The 15,452-nt window shown below is 70.8% G+C and carries 16 protein-coding genes and 1 riboswitch; of the genes, 13 read left to right on the top strand and 3 right to left on the bottom strand.

What is annotated here, in order from left to right:
- Window positions 1-21: 21 nt before the first annotated feature.
- Together BM353_RS14590 and cobO are read right to left on the bottom strand one after the other, a co-directional pair.
- Window positions 22-627, bottom strand: coding sequence for a potassium channel family protein (locus tag BM353_RS14590; RefSeq protein WP_092082154.1), 606 nt, complete (start codon window positions 625-627; stop codon window positions 22-24).
- Between the two features lie 3 nt (window positions 628-630).
- On the bottom strand, window positions 631-1,251 hold the full coding sequence (gene cobO, locus BM353_RS14585; protein ID WP_092082152.1) for a cob(I)yrinic acid a,c-diamide adenosyltransferase: 621 nt from the start codon (window positions 1,249-1,251) through the stop codon (window positions 631-633).
- Window positions 1,252-1,289: 38 nt separating this feature from the next.
- A riboswitch (cobalamin riboswitch) is annotated at window positions 1,290-1,508 on the top strand.
- An 86-nt stretch (window positions 1,509-1,594) separates the two neighbouring features.
- On the opposite strand from cobO, the gene BM353_RS14580 reads away from it, so the two are divergent.
- The 7 genes from BM353_RS14580 to cobJ are packed head-to-tail and all read left to right on the top strand — an operon-like array spanning window position 1,595 to window position 9,603.
- Window positions 1,595-1,984 (top strand): DUF1636 family protein, encoded by a 390-nt coding sequence (locus BM353_RS14580; RefSeq protein ID WP_092082150.1) that lies wholly within the window; start codon window positions 1,595-1,597, stop codon window positions 1,982-1,984.
- Window positions 1,981-3,036, top strand: a complete 1,056-nt coding sequence (cobW, locus tag BM353_RS14575; protein WP_092082148.1) for a cobalamin biosynthesis protein CobW — start codon at window positions 1,981-1,983, stop codon at window positions 3,034-3,036. Before BM353_RS14580 ends, cobW begins: the two co-directional genes overlap by 4 nt.
- 4 nt (window positions 3,037-3,040) lie before the next feature.
- The gene (gene cobN / locus BM353_RS14570; protein ID WP_092082146.1) at window positions 3,041-6,322 is read left to right on the top strand and encodes a cobaltochelatase subunit CobN; all 3,282 of its coding nucleotides are present in this window, start codon (window positions 3,041-3,043) and stop codon (window positions 6,320-6,322) included.
- Window positions 6,319-7,485, top strand: a complete 1,167-nt coding sequence (gene cobG, locus BM353_RS14565) for a precorrin-3B synthase (protein ID WP_092082144.1) — start codon at window positions 6,319-6,321, stop codon at window positions 7,483-7,485. The genes cobN and cobG overlap by 4 nt, the downstream gene beginning before the upstream one ends.
- Window positions 7,486-7,487: 2 nt before the next feature.
- Entirely contained in the window at window positions 7,488-8,117 is a 630-nt protein-coding gene (locus BM353_RS14560) for a precorrin-8X methylmutase (RefSeq protein WP_092082142.1), read from the top strand.
- Window positions 8,114-8,839, top strand: coding sequence for a precorrin-2 C(20)-methyltransferase (locus BM353_RS14555; RefSeq protein WP_092082140.1), 726 nt, complete (start codon window positions 8,114-8,116; stop codon window positions 8,837-8,839). The genes BM353_RS14560 and BM353_RS14555 overlap by 4 nt, the downstream gene beginning before the upstream one ends.
- Window positions 8,836-9,603: a precorrin-3B C(17)-methyltransferase gene (gene cobJ / locus BM353_RS14550; protein WP_092082138.1), complete on the top strand. Its 768-nt coding sequence runs from the start codon at window positions 8,836-8,838 to the stop codon at window positions 9,601-9,603. The genes BM353_RS14555 and cobJ overlap by 4 nt, the downstream gene beginning before the upstream one ends.
- Here the strand turns inward: cobJ and BM353_RS14545 are convergent.
- The gene (locus BM353_RS14545; RefSeq protein WP_092082136.1) at window positions 9,564-10,331 is read right to left on the bottom strand and encodes a cobalt-precorrin-6A reductase; all 768 of its coding nucleotides are present in this window, start codon (window positions 10,329-10,331) and stop codon (window positions 9,564-9,566) included. The two genes, cobJ and BM353_RS14545, sit on opposite strands and share 40 nt — an antisense overlap.
- Here BM353_RS14545 and cbiE point away from each other — a divergent pair.
- Genes cbiE through cobF form a run of 6 tightly spaced genes read left to right on the top strand, consistent with a single transcriptional unit; the run spans window position 10,330 to window position 15,449 of the window.
- The gene (cbiE, locus tag BM353_RS14540; RefSeq protein WP_092082134.1) at window positions 10,330-11,529 is read left to right on the top strand and encodes a precorrin-6y C5,15-methyltransferase (decarboxylating) subunit CbiE; all 1,200 of its coding nucleotides are present in this window, start codon (window positions 10,330-10,332) and stop codon (window positions 11,527-11,529) included. The genes BM353_RS14545 and cbiE overlap by 2 nt on opposite strands.
- The gene (locus tag BM353_RS14535; RefSeq protein WP_092082132.1) at window positions 11,526-11,891 is read left to right on the top strand and encodes a cobalamin biosynthesis protein; all 366 of its coding nucleotides are present in this window, start codon (window positions 11,526-11,528) and stop codon (window positions 11,889-11,891) included. Before cbiE ends, BM353_RS14535 begins: the two co-directional genes overlap by 4 nt.
- Entirely contained in the window at window positions 11,888-12,682 is a 795-nt protein-coding gene (cobM, locus tag BM353_RS14530; RefSeq protein ID WP_092082130.1) for a precorrin-4 C(11)-methyltransferase, read from the top strand. The genes BM353_RS14535 and cobM overlap by 4 nt, the downstream gene beginning before the upstream one ends.
- Window positions 12,675-13,988, top strand: a complete 1,314-nt coding sequence (locus tag BM353_RS14525) for a cobyrinic acid a,c-diamide synthase CobB (RefSeq protein ID WP_092082128.1) — start codon at window positions 12,675-12,677, stop codon at window positions 13,986-13,988. The genes cobM and BM353_RS14525 overlap by 8 nt, the downstream gene beginning before the upstream one ends.
- Window positions 13,985-14,716: a uroporphyrinogen-III C-methyltransferase gene (gene cobA / locus BM353_RS14520; protein ID WP_092082126.1), complete on the top strand. Its 732-nt coding sequence runs from the start codon at window positions 13,985-13,987 to the stop codon at window positions 14,714-14,716. The genes BM353_RS14525 and cobA overlap by 4 nt, the downstream gene beginning before the upstream one ends.
- On the top strand, window positions 14,709-15,449 hold the full coding sequence (cobF, locus tag BM353_RS14515; RefSeq protein WP_092082124.1) for a precorrin-6A synthase (deacetylating): 741 nt from the start codon (window positions 14,709-14,711) through the stop codon (window positions 15,447-15,449). Before cobA ends, cobF begins: the two co-directional genes overlap by 8 nt.
- The last annotated feature ends 3 nt before the right edge of the window (window positions 15,450-15,452 follow it).

Below are 15,452 nucleotides of genomic sequence, written 5' to 3'. Positions count from 1 at the left end.
TATAACCGGTTCATGACCGTGTCATCCATCATCGCCGCCGCGTCCCTCTGTGTTGTCATCGTCTCGATCTTCATCTGAGTCGTTGCCCCCTTGGGCGAAGAAGAACGCCGCTCCGACGATAAGCCCGAGGTGCAGGTTTCCAAAAATCGCGTGAAAGGCGGCCGTGAGCCGCGTGATCGTTCCGGGGCAGGGGCGAAAGTCGCCGTAGCCGAGGGTCGAGAAGGTCACGGCCGAGAAATAGATCGCGTCGCTCGGCCGGAAGGGCTCGGGGCAGGTGCCCGTGAGGGTGATGCCTGCATTGCGGTAGAAGACCGCGAAGGCGAGGATCGTCAACGCGATGGAGATCAGCGTATCGCGCGCCAGCCGGGCGGGCGAGGGCCGGAAGTGCCGCGAGGTGAGGTAGATCACGCCGACCACCACCACGAGGAAATAGACCACCACCAGAACGATGAGCGCCGGCCCCGCGACGCGCTCGGTCAGGAGCGGCGCCCCATATTGCGCGGCGATCGCCTCGGCGAGGAGCAGGGCGATGAGCAGGATCGCGAAATAGCTGAAGAGATTGCGCCATTTGCTGCCCGGCTTCGTTCCGGGCACACGGCCCCAGACCCATCGCCCCAGCCGCCGCATCGCTCAGAATTCCACGCCCAGCTGCGCCTTCACCCCGTCACGGAACGGGTGTTTGACGAGGCTCATCTCGGTCACAAGATCGGCCGCTTCGATCAGCTCGGGCTTGGCGTTGCGCCCGGTGAGGACCACGTGGGTCATCTCCGGTTTCTGCTCCAGCAGGAAGTCCACCACCTCGTCGATGTCGAGATAATCATAGCGCAGCGCGATGTTGATCTCGTCCAGCAGGACGAACCGGATTTTGGGGTCGAGGATTTGCTGCTTGGCGATCCGCCAGCCGTTCTGCGCCGCCGCGATGTCGCGCTCGCGGTCCTGCGTCTCCCAGGTGAAGCCCTCGCCCGAGACGAAGAACCGGCACTCGTCGGCGAAGCGTTCGGTGAGGAATGCGCGCTCGCCGGTCATCCAGTTGCCCTTGATGAACTGCACCACCGCGCAAGGCATCTGGTGGGCGATGCAGCGCATGATCATCCCGAAACCCGAGGACGATTTGCCCTTGCCCGCGCCGGTATGGACGATGATCAGCCCCTTTTCCTCGGTCTTGGTGGCCATCATCTTGTCGCGTGCGGCCTTGATGCGCTTCATCTTTTCGGCGTGGCGTTGGGCGCTCTCGTCGGGGGTATCGGTCATCGGTGGTCTCCCGTGCTTGACAAGCTTCCTCGATCCGGCGCATTTCGCATTGAGCTGGTGCCTGTGTAAACAGGTGAAAAGGGAATGCGCAGCCGGGGCCCCCCGGTGAGGCGCAGCCGCCCCCGCGACCGTAACCGGAGAGGCCGCCTCATGCCACTGACCCACCGGGGTTGGGAAGGCAGGACGGCCGATAGAGCGCACCCTCGCGCGCTCTGGGATCCGCAAGCCGGGAGACCTGCCAGCGACAAGACGACGTAACCGGACGGGGTGTGCCGGTGTCGGGAGGCAGCGCGACCGCCCGCCATCTTTTCCCCTGTCCCCCAGCCGCTGGGGTGTGTGAACGATGAAGGATACCGCCGATCGGGCCGACTGGGCCGAGCTGCTGATCTGCAGGACCTGCCGCCGTGGGGGCGAGGTCTGTGCCGATGGGCGCCGCCCGGGCGAGGTGCTGCACGAGGCGCTTTCCGGGCAGGCCTTGCCCGAAGGGCTGACCCTGCGCGCCGTCGAGTGCCTGCAGAACTGCGAGGGCGGCTGCACCGTTGCCCTGCGCGGGGCGGACCGCTGGACCTATGTCTACGGCAATCTGCACGAGGCCGACCACGCCGAGATGCTCGCCGACGGCGCCGCCCGCTACCTCGCCACGCCCGACGGGCTGATCCCGTGGCGCGAGCGCCCCGACCATTTCAAGAAGAACTGCATCGCCCGAATCCCGCCGCTGGAGGCCGCAAAATGAGCACGCTCGAAAAACTCCCCGTCACCGTCATCACCGGGTTTCTCGGCTCGGGCAAGACCACGCTGGTCCGCCATCTGATGACCAACCCCGGCGGCAAGCGCCTTGCGGTGGTGGTCAACGAGTTCGGCGATGTCGGCGTCGATGGCGAGATCCTCAAGGGCTGCGCGATCCCCGAATGCCCGGCGGAGAACATCATGGAGCTCGCCAACGGCTGCATCTGCTGCACCGTGGCCGATGATTTCATCCCCACGATCGAGGCGCTCATGGCGCTCGATCCGCGGCCCGATCACATCCTGATCGAAACCTCGGGGCTGGCGCTGCCCAAGCCGCTCCTGAAGGCGTTTGATTGGCCCGATATCCGCTCGCGGATCACCGTCGATGGCGTCATCGCGCTGGCCGATGCCGAGGCCGTGGCGGCGGGGCGGTTCGCCCCCAATGTCGCCGCCGTCGACGCCCAGCGGGAGGCCGACGACTCGCTCGATCACGAGACGCCGCTCAGCGAGGTCTTCGAGGACCAGATCGCCTGCGCCGATATCATCCTGCTGACCAAGCCCGACCTTGCCGGACCCGAAGGCGTCGCCAAGGCCCGCGCGGTCATCGCCGCCGAGGCGCCGCGCCCGCTGCCGGTGGTCGAGGTCGCCGAAGGCGTGGTCGATCCGCGCGTGATCCTCGGGCTGGAGGCCGCCGCCGAAGACGACATGGACGCGCGCCCGAGCCACCACGACGACCCCCACGACCACGATCACGAGGATTTCGAGAGCATCGTCGTCGAGCTGCCCGAACTGGCCGATCCGGCCGAGCTTGTCGCCCGGATCGAGGAGCTGGCGACCGCCCAGAACATCCTGCGGGTCAAGGGATACGCCGCAGTGGCGGGCAAGCCCATGCGCCTTCTGGTTCAGGCCGTTGGTGCGCGGGTGCGGCATCAGTATGACCGCCCGTGGAAACCAGATGAGGCGCGCCGGGGCCGAGTCGTCGTCATCGCCGAGCATGACGACATCAGCCGCGCGGCCATCGAAGCCGTGCTGATCCCGCGCGCAGAGGCCGCCGAGTAAGCCCATGCATGTCATCTTCCGCGAAAGCCACGGGCTGGAAGAGACGGCAACGCCCACCGACCTGGCCCAGAGCCCGGCGGATCTGGTGGTGTTGTCCTTCTCCGACAGTGACCTCGGCGCTTTCGCGGCGGGGTGGCATCGCGGTGGCGGGGCCGGGGCGATGCCGAGCCTGCGGCTGGCCAATCTCGCGGCGCTCAAACACCCGCTCTCGGTCGATACCTATGTCGAGCAAACGCTGGAGGGCGCGCAGGGCATCCTGATCCGGCTGATCGGCGGCGTGCCCTACTGGGCCTATGGTTTGCAACAGGTGGAGGCGCTCGCGCGGGAGCGGGGCATCGCGCTCGCGGTCCTGCCCGCGGACGGGCGGCCGGATGCGCGTCTGGATGAGGTCTCCACCCTCCCGGTCTCGACCCTGCGGCGCCTACAATCGCTTTGCGACACGGGCGGCGAGGTGGCGGCGCAGGCCGCGCTGGCGCAGCTCGCGCTCGCCGCCGGGCTCTATGCCGGGCCCGTCGCCGGGGCCAAATCCCTACCGTCCCACGGCGTTTGGGATCCGGCCTCTGGCGTGCGGTCCGCGCTGCCGGATCGCGCTGGGGATGCCCGCCCGACCGTGGCCGTGACCTTCTACCGCTCCTACGTGACCGCCGCCGATCTTGACCCGATCCGGGCGTTGTTTCGCGCATTGGAGGCGCGCGGTTTCGCGCCCATCGGCCTTTTCGCCCCCTCGCTCAAGGCGCCCGAGGCCGCGGCGTGGCTGTCCGAGACCCTGACCGCGCTCAACCCCGCCGCCATCGTCAACGCGACAGCCTTTTCCGGACAGGGGCGGGGGGGGACCTCCCCGCTCGACGCGCCCGGTGTGCCGGTTTTCCAAGTCGCGCTCTCGACGGCCTCGCGGGAGGCATGGGACGGCTCCGAGCGCGGGCTCTCCCCGGGCGATCTGGCGATGCACGTGGTCCTGCCCGAGGTGGACGGGCGGCTCTTCGGCGGCGCGGTTTCCTTCAAGGAGCCGGGCCCGCGAGATCCCGATCTGCAATTCGCGCGCACCGCCCACAGGGCCGAGCCGGACCGCATCACCGCCGTGGCGGGCCGGGTCGCCGCATGGCACCGGCTGGCCCAAACCGATGCGGCGGCGCGGCGGGTGGTGCTTGTCCTCTCGACTTACCCGGGCAAGGGCTGGAACATGGCCCATGCGGTCGGCCTCGACGCGCTCGCCTCCGCCGAGGCGATCCTCGAGGACCTCGCGGGCGCGGGCTACACGGTCGAGCCGGGCGCGCCGCTTGACGCCGCTCTGACCGAGGCGCAATTGCGCTGGCCGCTCGCCGACTATCTCGCCGCACTGGATGGCCTGCCCGAGACGCTCCGCCGGGACCTCGCAGAGACTTGGGGCGCGCCCGAGGACGACCCCGCCTTCGCGGATGGGGCGATGACCCTGCCGGTCCTGAGGCGCGGGAATATCCTCGTCGCGCTCCAGCCCGAACGCGGCACCCCCGCCGTCCGGGACGATGAGTACCACGACCTCTCGCGCACCCCGCGCCACGGCTATGTCGCCTTTTACCTCTGGCTCCGCGCCCAGGCCGACGCGCTGGTCCACATCGGCGCGCATGGGACGCTCGAATGGCTGCCGGGCAAATCGGTGGCCCTGTCGGAACGCTGCTGGCCCGAGGCGCTGAGCGGGGCCATGCCCGTCCTCTACCCCTTCATCGTCAACGATCCCGGCGAGGCGGCGCAGGCCAAACGGCGCATCGGCGCGGTCACTCTGGGCCATGTGCCGCCGCCGCTGGTCGCGAGCGGGATGCCGGAACGGCTGCACCGGCTGGAGGCGCTGCTCGACGAGTTCTCCAACGCCGACGGGCTCGACCCAAGGCGGCGCGACCGGCTCCAGTCCGACATCCGCGACGAGGCGCAGGCGCTCGGGGTCGAGGACGATCTCGGCCTTGAGCGCGCGGAATGCAGCGCCGAGGCGATCACCCGGATCGACCGTTTCGTCTGCGACGTGAAGGAAAGCCAGTTCGGCGAGGGGCTGCATGTCTGGGGCCGCGCCTCCACCGCCGGCTTTGCGCCCGAGGAGAGCGGAGAGGCCGAACGGCTGGCCCTGCTCGATGCGCTCGATGGGCGACGGATCGCGCCGGGCCCCTCGGGCTCGCCCAACCGCGGGCGGCGCGACGTCTTGCCCACGGGCCGCAACCTCTTCACCACCGATCCGCGATCGGTCCCCACCCGCGCGGCCCATGCCCAAGGCGTCCGCTTGGCAGAGGATCTGCTCCGGCGGCACTTGCAAGAGGAGGGCGACTGGCCACGCGGCGTGGTCGTCGATCTCTGGGGCTCGGCGACCATGCGCACGGCGGGCGAGGAATTCGCCATGGCGCTGCATCTGCTTGGGGTGAAACCGGTCTGGGACGCGGGCAGCGAGCGCGTTTCGGGGATCGAGGTGATCCCGCTGGCCGAGCTCGACCGGCCCCGCATCGATGCGACCTTGCGCGTCTCGGGCCTCTTCCGCGATGTCTTCCCGACCCTCACTGCGCTCTACGCGCAGGCGGTCCGCGTTCTGGCCGAGCGCGACGAGGCGCCGGATTTCAACCCCTTCGCCGGGCGGGCCCACCCCGCGCGCGTCTTCGGGCCGAAACCTGGGCAGTTCGGCCTCGGGATGGGCGATGCGGCGGAGTCCTATGGCGACGAGGGGCGCCGCGCCGCCGGGGAGGCCTGGCTCGCGGCCAGCGCCCATGCGCTCGACGGCGATCACGCGCAGCACGCGCCGGAGGCGATCGCGGCGCAGGTGGCGGGGGCGCAGGCGTTCGTGCATCCGCAGGACCTGCCGGAGACAGACCTTCTGCTCGCCGCCGACTACCCCGCCCATGTGGCCGGGTTCGCCGCGGCGCAGGCGGTCACCGGGGGCCAAGCGCGGCTCTATCACCTCGACAACACGGACCCCGCCACCCCGCGCACGCGGGAGCTGACCGAGGAGCTGTCGCGCATCGTTCAGGCCCGGGCGGCGCATCCGGGCTGGATCGCGGGCATGCGGCGGCACGGGTTCCGGGGCGCGGCGGAAATTGCGGCGACGCTCGACCACATGGCGGCGTTTGCGCATCTGGCCGGGGCGGTCCCGGCGCATCTGTTTGACCTCTATCACGCGGCGACGCTCGGCGACGCGGAGGTGACCGCGTTCATGCAGGCCGCCAACCCCGAGGCGCTGGAGGCCATGCGCGCGCGCTTCGCGGCGCTGCACGCGGCGGGCCTCTGGGTCACGCGGCGCAACTCGATTCAGGCCACGCTGGAGGCGCGGTCATGAGCGGCGCGGTCAAGGGCTGGTGCCCCGGCGCGCGGCGCCCCATGGCGGCGGCGGACGGGCTCGTCGTCCGGGTGCGGCCGTTTCTGAACACGCTCAGCGGCGCGCAGGCCGCGGGGCTCGCCGATCTGGCCGAGCGGTTCGGCAACGGGATGCTGGAGCTGACCTCGCGGGCCAACCTCCAGATCCGCGGCGTCGCCGACGCCGAGCACGCGGGCCTGCTGGACGGTCTCGCCGCGCTCGGGCTTCTCGATCCGGATGGGGAGGCCGAGGCGCGGCGCAACCTGATCCTCTCGCCGTTTCACGGGGGGGCTGACCTCTGGGATCAGGCGGAGATTGCCGCGCGGCTTGGCGCGCTGCTTGAGCGGGCGCCGGCTATGCCCTCCAAGTTCGGCTTCCTCGTCGATGCGGGCCCCGAGGGGCGGCATCTGGCCGGGGTGAGCGGCGATATCCGCATCGAGGCCGGACCGGCCGGGCTCCTCCTCAGGGCGGACGGGGCCGAGGGTGGCCGCGTCTTCGAGGGCATTGAGGCGGTCTGTCAGGGCGCTATCGCAATGGCCGAGTGGTTTGCCGAAAGCGGCGGGATCGGCGCGGATGGGCGCGGGCGGATGCGGCGGCATCTGGAGGCGGGGGCAGTGCTGCCGCCCGAGCTTGCGGGAACGGAGTTGCCCTTCCCGGCGGCGGATGTGGCGCGCCCGGGTCCCCGGGCCGGGGGCCTGCTGCTCGGAGCTGGTTTCGGGCTGATCCCGGGGGGCGCTTTGCGCGCGCTGCTCGCCGTCTGCCCGGTGGGCCAGACCCTGCGGATCACGCCCTGGCGCATGCTCTTCCTGCCCGGCCTTGCCGAGCGTCCCGATCTGCCCGAGAGCCTCATCGCCGCGCCGGGCGATCCGCGCCTGCGCGTCAGCGCCTGCACCGGCGCTCCGGGCTGCGGGCAGGCCGAGGTCGAGACCCGCGCGCTCGCCAGCCATCTGGCCGCCGGGCTGGCCCCGGGTACGACGCTGCATGTCTCGGGCTGCGCCAAGGGGTGCGCGCGCCCCGGCCCGGCGGATCTCACGCTGGTGGGCCGCGCGGGGCGCTTCGACCTTGTCAGGGGCGGCGCGCCGTGGGATGAGCCCGACCGACAGGGGCTTTCGCCCGGGGACATTGACGAGGCCATCAGGACCTGACCATGCCGTATGCCTATGAAACCGACGGGGCCGCGATCTATCGCCAGTCCTTCGCGACAATCCGGGCCGAAGCCGATCTGGGGCGGTTTGCCCCCGACGAGGAGCAGGTCACAGTCCGGATGATCCATGCCGCCGGGCTTGTGGGGCTCGAGGCACATGTGCGGTTTTCCGATGGCATGGTCGCCGCAGCACGGGCCGCGCTGGAGGCCGGCGCGCCGATCCTGTGCGATGCGCGGATGGTCAGCGAAGGGATCACGCGCGCGCGCCTGCCGCAGGGAAATGAGGTGATCTGCACGCTGCATGACCCGTCCGTCCCGCCGCTTGCGCGCGAGATGGCGAACACCCGCTCCGCCGCCGCGCTGGAGCTCTGGCGTCCGCATCTGGCCGGCGCGCTCGTTGCCATCGGCAACGCGCCCACCGCGCTCTTCCACCTGCTGAACATGCTCGAAGACCCCGATTGCCCGCGCCCGGCGGCGATCATCGGCTGCCCGGTCGGCTTCGTCGGCGCGATGGAGAGCAAGGACGCGCTCTGGGCGGCCCAACCCGTCCCGAGCCTCATCGTCGAAGGGCGGCTTGGCGGGAGCGCCATCACGGTCGCCGCCGTCAATGCCATCGCGAGCCGCGCCGAATGAGCGGCGTGCTCTATGGCGTGGGCCTCGGGCCGGGGGATCCCGATCTGATGAGCGTCCGGGCGGACCGGCTCGTGCGCGGCGCGCGCCACGTGGCGTTCTTCCGCAAGGCGGGCCGGGCGGGGCAGGCGCGGGGCATCGTCGAGGGGATGCTGCGCGAGGACGCCGTCGAATTCCCGATGGAATATCCGGTCACGACTGAGATCCCGCTGACCGATCCGCGCTACAACGCCTGGCTTTCGGGCTTCTATGCGGACTGCTGCGCCCATATCCGCGCGCTGATCGAGGCGGGCGAGGACGTGGTCGTTCTCTGCGAGGGCGATCCGTTTTTCTATGGCTCCTTCATGCATATCTACGGCCGGCTCCACGGGGTCGTCCCGGTTGAGGTCGTCCCGGCGATCACCGGCATGTCGGCGGCCTGGACCGCGACGGGCCTTCCGGTCACCTGGGGCGATGACCGATTGACGGTGTTGATGGGCACGCTGCCCGAGGATGCGCTTGTCATGGCGATGTCGAGCGCGGATGCGGTGGTCGTGATGAAGTTGGGGCGCAACCTTGAAAAGGTCGCCTCGGCATTGCGCAAGGCGGGCAAGCATGACCGCGCCTGGCTTGTGGAATATGCCAGCATGTCGGGGCAACGGGTGCGCCGGCTGAGCGAGGCGGATGGCGTCGAGGCGCCGTATTTTTCGATCATCGTGGTGCACGGGCAGGGGCGCCGGCCGTGAGCGGGACGCTGGTCATCGCCGGGCTCGGACCGGGGAGCGACGCGCTCGTGACGCCCGAGGTCAGCGCCGCGCTGGCCGAGGCGACGGACGTGGTGGGCTACATTCCTTACGTTGCGCGCGTGCCCGACCGGGCCGGGCTGCGCCGCCATGCCTCCGACAACCGGGTGGAGCTTGACCGGTCCAGACATGCGCTTGCGATGGCCGCCGAGGGGCGGCGCGTGGTCGTGGTGAGCTCGGGCGATCCGGGGGTCTTCGCCATGGCCTCGGCCGTCTTCGAGGCGCTGGAAGCGGGGCCCGAGGGCTGGCGCGGGATCGAGATTCGCGTGCTGCCGGGCATCACCGCCATGCTCGCGGCGGCGGCGGCGGCGGGCGCGCCACTGGGGCATGACTTCTGCGCCATCAATCTGTCAGACAACCTCAAACCCTGGGCGCTCATCGAAAAGCGCCTGCGCCTCGCGGTGGAGGGTGATTTCGCGATGGGGTTCTACAACCCGCGTTCCAAGGCGCGGCCCGAGGGATTTACCCGCGTGCTCGACGTGTTGCGCGAGACGTGCGAGCCGGAGCGGCTGATGATCTTCGCCCGCGCGGTTTCGACCCCGGATCAGGCGCTTCGGATCACCGCCCTCAAGGACGCGGCCCCGGAGATGGCCGACATGCGCACGGTGGTGCTCGTCGGCTCCTCGCTCACCCGTCTCATTGCGCGCGAGGGGCAGGCGCCGCTGGTCTATACCCCGCGGTCTGCGCCCGAAGGGCGGTCCGAATGAGCGAGCCAGTCCAACACCGCCTCAATGCTGAACACCTCCCGCCGCGGCGTGATGACCGGGCGCGAGACCATGATCACGGGCAGGTGGAGCGCCCGCGCCGCGGCGATCTTGGCATAGGCCCCCGCGCCGCCCGCGTTCTTGGATACGACCATCTCGATGCGGTGGTCCCTGAGCAGGGCCAGATCGCCCGCCTCGGTGAAGGGCCCGCGCGAGATCAGGACCTTGGCCTTCGGCACGGGCAGCGGCCCGTCCGGCGGATCGACAAGCCGGAGCAGGTAGTCATGCTGCGGCCGCGCGGCAAAGGCGCCGAGCTGGAGCCGGCCGATCGCGAGCATGATCCGCGCGGGGCGCTCCGGCAGGGCCGCGACCGCGCCTTCCATATCCGCCACCTCGCGCCAGTCATCCCCGGCCTGTGCCCCCCACGGCGCGCGGGTCAGCGCGATCAGGGGCGTGCCGCTGGTCGCGCTGGCGGCCACCGCGTTGGCGCTCATCTGCGCGGCGAAGGGGTGGGTCGCATCGACAAGATGGGTGATGCCGTGCTGCGCGATATATGCCACCAGACCCGCCACGCCGCCGAACCCTCCGCTGCGCATCGGCAAGGGCTGGCGAAGCGGGCGCTCGACCCGGCCGGCGAGCGAGAATATCCCATCGATCCCAGCGGCATGGAGCGCGCGGCAGAGCGCGGTCGCCTCGGTGGTGCCGCCGAGCACGAGAAGGTTGGGGCGCATGGCTGAAGCTCCCTGGCTCACCATTGTCGGTCTGGGCGAAGATGGCCCGGATGGGCTGCCGCCTGCAAGCCGATCCGCGCTGGAGCAGGCCGAGGTGATCATCGGCCCGCCGCGTCATCTGGGGCTCTTGCCCGCCAGCGGGGCGGAGCGGATCGACTGGCCGGTGCCCTTCGCCGAGGGGATGCCGATCCTGCTCGGCCTGCGGGGGCGGCGGGCGGTTGCGCTGGTCTCCGGCGATCCGTTCTGGTTCGGTGCGGGCCGCGTCATCGCCGAGGCGCTGGAGCCGGGCGAGTGGCGCGCGCTGCCCGGCCCCTCGACGTTCTCCCTCGTGGCCAGCCGGTTGGGCTGGGGGCTTGAGCGCTGCACCTGCCTTGGCCTGCACGCCGCTCCGCTTACCCGCCTGCGCCCGCATCTGGCGCCGGGCCAGCGGCTGATCGTGCTGCTGCGCGACGGGTCTGCCCTTGTGGAGCTGGCGCGCTACCTGACCGGTCTCGGCTTCGGCGCGAGCCTCTGCCATGTCTTCGAGGCGCTCGGTGGGCCGCGTGAGGCGCGGACATCGCGCCCCGCGGAGGCCCTGCTGACCGAGGTGGACTTCGCCCATCCCGTCTGCGCCGCGTTGGAGCTCTCGGAGGGCGCCGCCCTGCCGCTCACGCCCGGCCTGCCAGACGCGGCGTTCGAGACAGACGGCCAGATCACCAAGAGCCCGATCCGCGCCCTGACCCTCGCGGCCCTTGCCCCGCGCGCGGGGGAGCGGCTCTGGGACATCGGCGGCGGCTCCGGCTCCGTCGCGATCGAATGGCTCCGCGCCCATCCCGCCTGCGACGCGGTGAGCTTCGAGCCGCGCCCCGACCGCGCCGCCCGGATCCGCGCCAATGCGCTGGCCCACGGGGTGGACCGGCTGCGCGTGATCGAGGGCCGGGCCCCCGAGGCGCTGAAAGCGGTGCCGCCGCCAGATGCGGTCTTTATCGGCGGCGGGCTGTCGCAGGACCTGCTCGAGGTTTTGCGGCTGACGCTCAGCCCGGGCACGCGGCTCGTGACCAATGCGGTCACGCTGGAGAGCGAGGCGCTGCTCGCGGCGTGGCAGGAGACGCTCGGCGGGGAGCTGCTGCGCATCGAGGTCGCCCGCGCCGCGCCGCTCGGGCGCAAACGCGGCTGGAAATCGGCCTATCCGGTGGTGCAATGGAGTGTGGTGCTATGATCGTCGCGGGGTTCGGGTTTCGCAAGAAAGCGACGGTGGAGAGCCTGCGTTCGGCGCTCCGGCTGGCGGCCGGGGAGCACAAGGTTTTCGCGCTCGCGAGCCATGCGGAGAAGGACGGTGCGCTGGTCGAGGCGCTGGCCGACGAGCTCGGCCTGCCGCACCTGCGGATCGCCGGCTCGGTCGTGGTCGCGCAACCCGTGGAGACGCAATCGAGCTGTTCCGAGGCCGCCTACGGTACCGGGAGCGTGGCCGAGGCGCTGGCGCTCGCCGGGGCCGGGGCAGGGGCCAAACTGCTCGGCCCACGAGAAGTCTCGGAAGACCGCGCGGCGACCTGCGCATTGGCGAAAGGAGAGGCCTCATGACCGTCCATTTCATCGGCGCGGGCCCCGGTGCGCCGGATCTCATCACCCTGCGCGCGCGCGATCTCATCGCGGCGTGTCCGGTCTGCCTCTATGCGGGCTCGCTCGTGCCCGAGGCGATCCTCGATCACTGCCCCGAGGGCGCACGCATCGTGAACACCGCGCCGATGGACCTTGATGCGATCATGGCGGAAATCGCGCGGGCCGAGGCAGAGGGCAAGGACATCGCGCGGCTGCATTCGGGCGATCTTTCCGTCTGGTCCGCCATGGGCGAACAGATCCGGCGGCTTGACGCTTTGGGAATCGGCTACACCGTGACCCCGGGCGTGCCGGCCTTCGCCGCCGCCGCCGCCGCACTCGGTGGCGAGCTGACACTGCCCGGCGTTGCGCAATCGGTGGTCCTGACCCGCACATCCGGCCGCGCCACCGCGATGCCCGAGGGCGAGACACTGGCCAATTTCGGCGCCACCGGCGCGACGCTGGCGCTGCACCTGTCGATCCAGAACCTGCCCCGCGTGGTGGCTGAGCTGGTCCCGCACTACGGCGCGGACTGCCCCGTCGCGGTGGTCTATCGCGCGAGTTGGCCCGATGAGCGCATCCTACGCGCGACGCTGGGGACGATCGAGGCCGCGATGGACGAGGGGATCAGCCGCACGGCGCTGATATTCGTGGGTCGCGCGCTGGCCGCCGAGGGGTTTGACGAAAGTCGCCTCTACGCGCCGGACTACGACCGTCGCTATCGCCCGCAAACCGCCGCGAGCCCGTGGCACGGATGGGAGTCGCAAGATGGCTGACGCGCCCGGTCTTCTCATCGCCGCGCCCGCCTCGGGCACCGGCAAAACCACCGTGATGCTCGGGCTCCTGCGCGCGCTCGCCGGCGACGGGCTCGCCGTGCAGCCCTTCAAGAGCGGGCCCGATTACATCGATCCGGCCTTTCACCGCGCGGCCTCGGGGCGGGCGTCCTTCAACCTCGACAGCTGGGCCATGTCGCCCGCGCTGCTCGATGCCATCGCGGCGGAGGCCGCGGGGGCGGACATCTGCATCGCCGAGGGCTCGATGGGGCTCTACGACGGGGTCGCGACGCGGGGGCTCTCCGGCTTCGGCTCCAGCGCCGAGACGGCGCGGCGCATGGGCTGGCCGGTGGTGCTCGTTCTCGACGTGGGCGGGCAGGCGCAATCGGCCGCGGCCACGGCGCTCGGCTTCGCGCGTTACATGCCCGATCTGCCCTTCGCCGGCGTGATCCTCAACCGAGTCGCGAGCCCGCGGCACGAGCGGCTGATCCGCACCGGCATGGAGGCTGCCGGGATCACGGTGCTCGGCGCGCTGCCGCGGCGTGGGGATCTCGCGTTGCCCGAGCGGCATCTGGGGCTGGTGCAGGCGGTCGAACATTCCGACCTCGACGCGGCGATCGTGGGCTACGCGGACTTCCTGCGCGCCCATGTGGATCTCGCCGCGCTGCGGGCGGCGGCGCGGGGCAAGGCCATACCGGCGCCGGGCGCGCTGCCCCACCCCCCGGCACAACGGATCGCATTGGCACAAGATGCAGCGTTTTCATTCACTTACCCGCATCTCTTAAAGGGATGGCGCGCGGCCGGGGCTGAAATCCTGCCCTTCTCGCCGCTGGCGGACGAGCCCCCCGATCCATCGGCTGATCTGGTCTGGCTGCCCGGGGGCTATCCGGAACTGCACGCAGGCGCGCTTTCCACTGCAAGAACGTTCCGCAAGGCATTGCAAAACCACGCGGAAACCAGACCCGTGCATGGCGAATGTGGCGGCTACATGGCGCTTGGCGCGGGGCTGGTGGACAAGGCCGGGCAACGCCATGAGATGGCGGGGCTTCTGGGGTTGGAGACAAGCTACGAGACGCGGAAGTTCCACCTCGGCTACCGCCGGGCGGTGCTCAAGGCGCCGATGCCGGGGCGCGATGCGGGCGCCGCGCTCCGCGGCCATGAGTTCCACTATTCGACCATCCTTGCCGAGCCGGACGCGCCGTTGGCGGAGGTCTTCGACGCCGATGGCGCGCCGGTTCCCGAGACCGGATCGCGCCGCGGCCATGTGACCGGTACCTTCTTTCACCTCATCGCAGAGGAGCCCGCATGAGCGGATTCGTGAGCTTCGTGGGCTCCGGCCCTGGCGATCCGGACTTGCTGACGCTCAAGGCCGTGGACCGGCTCGGGCGCGCCGACGCGGTCCTGTTTGACGATCTGTCCTCCGGCCCGATCCTTGCCCATGCGCGCGACGGCGCCGATCTCGTGGGGGTTGGCAAACGCGCCGGGCGGCCGTCGCCGAAACAGCATCACGTGAGCCGCCTTCTGGTCGACTACGCCAAAACCGGGCAGCGCGTGGTGCGGTTGAAATCGGGCGATGGCGGGCTTTTCGGGCGGCTCGAAGAGGAGCTCCTCGCGCTGCGCGAGGCCGGCATCGCCTATGAGATCATTCCCGGCATTCCCTCCGCTTGCGCGGCGGCGGCGGCGGCGGGCATCCCGCTCACCCGCCGGCTCACCGCGCGGCGCGTGCAGTTCGTGACCGGCCATGACGCTGAAGGGGGCCTGCCGCCCGACATCGACCTTGACGCGCTCGCCGATCCCTCGGCCTGCACGGTGATCTACATGGGCAAGCGGACGTTCCCCGCGCTGCTTTCGGCGCTCCGGGACCGGGGGCTGAGCGGCGAGACGCCCGCCATCCTCGCCGAGGCGGTGGGGACCGAGGAGCAGCAGATCACGCGCGGCACCGTCTCCGGAATCGCGGCGCAGCTTGCGGCCGATGTCGGGAGCAAACCGGCGCTGATCCTCTACGGGCCGCTGGCGGAGGGCAATGCGGATGGATGAGCTCTGGCTCGTGGGCGTCGGCATGGGCGCGCTCGCGCACCTGACGCTGGAGGGCCGGCGCGCGCTGCGTGAGGCGGGGCTGATTTTGCTGCCGCACAAGGGCGCGGAAAAGGGGCGGCTGGCCGAGCTCCGGCGCGAGATCCTGATCGGCTGCGGTGCCACGGCTCCGGTTGCCGAATTCGACATGCCCGAGCGCGATCCGGCGCTGCCCTATCTGGAGCGGGTGGCGCGCTGGCACGACGAGATCGCCGCGCGTTGGCAGCGGGCCGTTGATGCCTCCGGCGCGCCGAATGGGCCGGTGGCGCTCATGGTCTGGGGCGATCCGAGCCTCTATGACAGCACGTTGCGCATTGCCCGGCGGCTCGACCCTGCGCCGTCGCTCCGGGCGATCCCCGGGATCACCGCGCTACAGGCGCTGACGGCGGCCCATGCCATCCCGCTCAACGAGGTCAACGGACCCGTGACCATCACCACCGGGCGCCAGTTGCGCGATCACGGCTGGCCAGATGGCGCGCGGCGGGTGGCGGTCATGCTCGACGGCGCCTGTTCCTTCGACCGGCTGTATGGTCGGGGGCTGGAGATCTGGTGGGGCGCCAATCTCGGCCTGCCCGAGGAGACACTGGACGCCGGGCCGCTCGATGCGGCGGGCCCGCGGATCGTTGCCCTGCGCGAGGCGTTGCGCGGCGAGCAGGGATGGATCATGGATACCTACCTGCTCGGTTTTCCCGACTGAGTT

The organism is Poseidonocella sedimentorum (assembly GCF_900116005.1).
In the GTDB taxonomy this organism is placed as follows: Bacteria; Pseudomonadota; Alphaproteobacteria; order Rhodobacterales; family Rhodobacteraceae; genus Poseidonocella; species Poseidonocella sedimentorum.
This window is presented reverse-complemented; position numbering and strand designations above follow the sequence as displayed.

What these genes read in the sequence shown, in the direction of transcription:
- BM353_RS14590 (WP_092082154.1), bottom strand. Translation starts at nt 627, where the DNA reads ATGCGGCGGCTGGGGCGATGGGTCTGGGGCCGTGTGCCCGGAACGAAG.
- cobO (WP_092082152.1), bottom strand. Translation starts at nt 1,251, where the DNA reads ATGACCGATACCCCCGACGAGAGCGCCCAACGCCACGCCGAAAAGATG.
- BM353_RS14580 (WP_092082150.1), top strand. Translation starts at nt 1,595, where the DNA reads ATGAAGGATACCGCCGATCGGGCCGACTGGGCCGAGCTGCTGATCTGC.
- cobW (WP_092082148.1), top strand. Translation starts at nt 1,981, where the DNA reads ATGAGCACGCTCGAAAAACTCCCCGTCACCGTCATCACCGGGTTTCTC.
- cobN (WP_092082146.1), top strand. Translation starts at nt 3,041, where the DNA reads ATGCATGTCATCTTCCGCGAAAGCCACGGGCTGGAAGAGACGGCAACG.
- cobG (WP_092082144.1), top strand. Translation starts at nt 6,319, where the DNA reads ATGAGCGGCGCGGTCAAGGGCTGGTGCCCCGGCGCGCGGCGCCCCATG.
- BM353_RS14560 (WP_092082142.1), top strand. Translation starts at nt 7,488, where the DNA reads ATGCCGTATGCCTATGAAACCGACGGGGCCGCGATCTATCGCCAGTCC.
- BM353_RS14555 (WP_092082140.1), top strand. Translation starts at nt 8,114, where the DNA reads ATGAGCGGCGTGCTCTATGGCGTGGGCCTCGGGCCGGGGGATCCCGAT.
- cbiE (WP_092082134.1), top strand. Translation starts at nt 10,330, where the DNA reads ATGGCTGAAGCTCCCTGGCTCACCATTGTCGGTCTGGGCGAAGATGGC.
- BM353_RS14545 (WP_092082136.1), bottom strand. Translation starts at nt 10,331, where the DNA reads ATGCGCCCCAACCTTCTCGTGCTCGGCGGCACCACCGAGGCGACCGCG.
- BM353_RS14535 (WP_092082132.1), top strand. Translation starts at nt 11,526, where the DNA reads ATGATCGTCGCGGGGTTCGGGTTTCGCAAGAAAGCGACGGTGGAGAGC.
- cobM (WP_092082130.1), top strand. Translation starts at nt 11,888, where the DNA reads ATGACCGTCCATTTCATCGGCGCGGGCCCCGGTGCGCCGGATCTCATC.
- BM353_RS14525 (WP_092082128.1), top strand. Translation starts at nt 12,675, where the DNA reads ATGGCTGACGCGCCCGGTCTTCTCATCGCCGCGCCCGCCTCGGGCACC.
- cobA (WP_092082126.1), top strand. Translation starts at nt 13,985, where the DNA reads ATGAGCGGATTCGTGAGCTTCGTGGGCTCCGGCCCTGGCGATCCGGAC.
- cobF (WP_092082124.1), top strand. Translation starts at nt 14,709, where the DNA reads ATGGATGAGCTCTGGCTCGTGGGCGTCGGCATGGGCGCGCTCGCGCAC.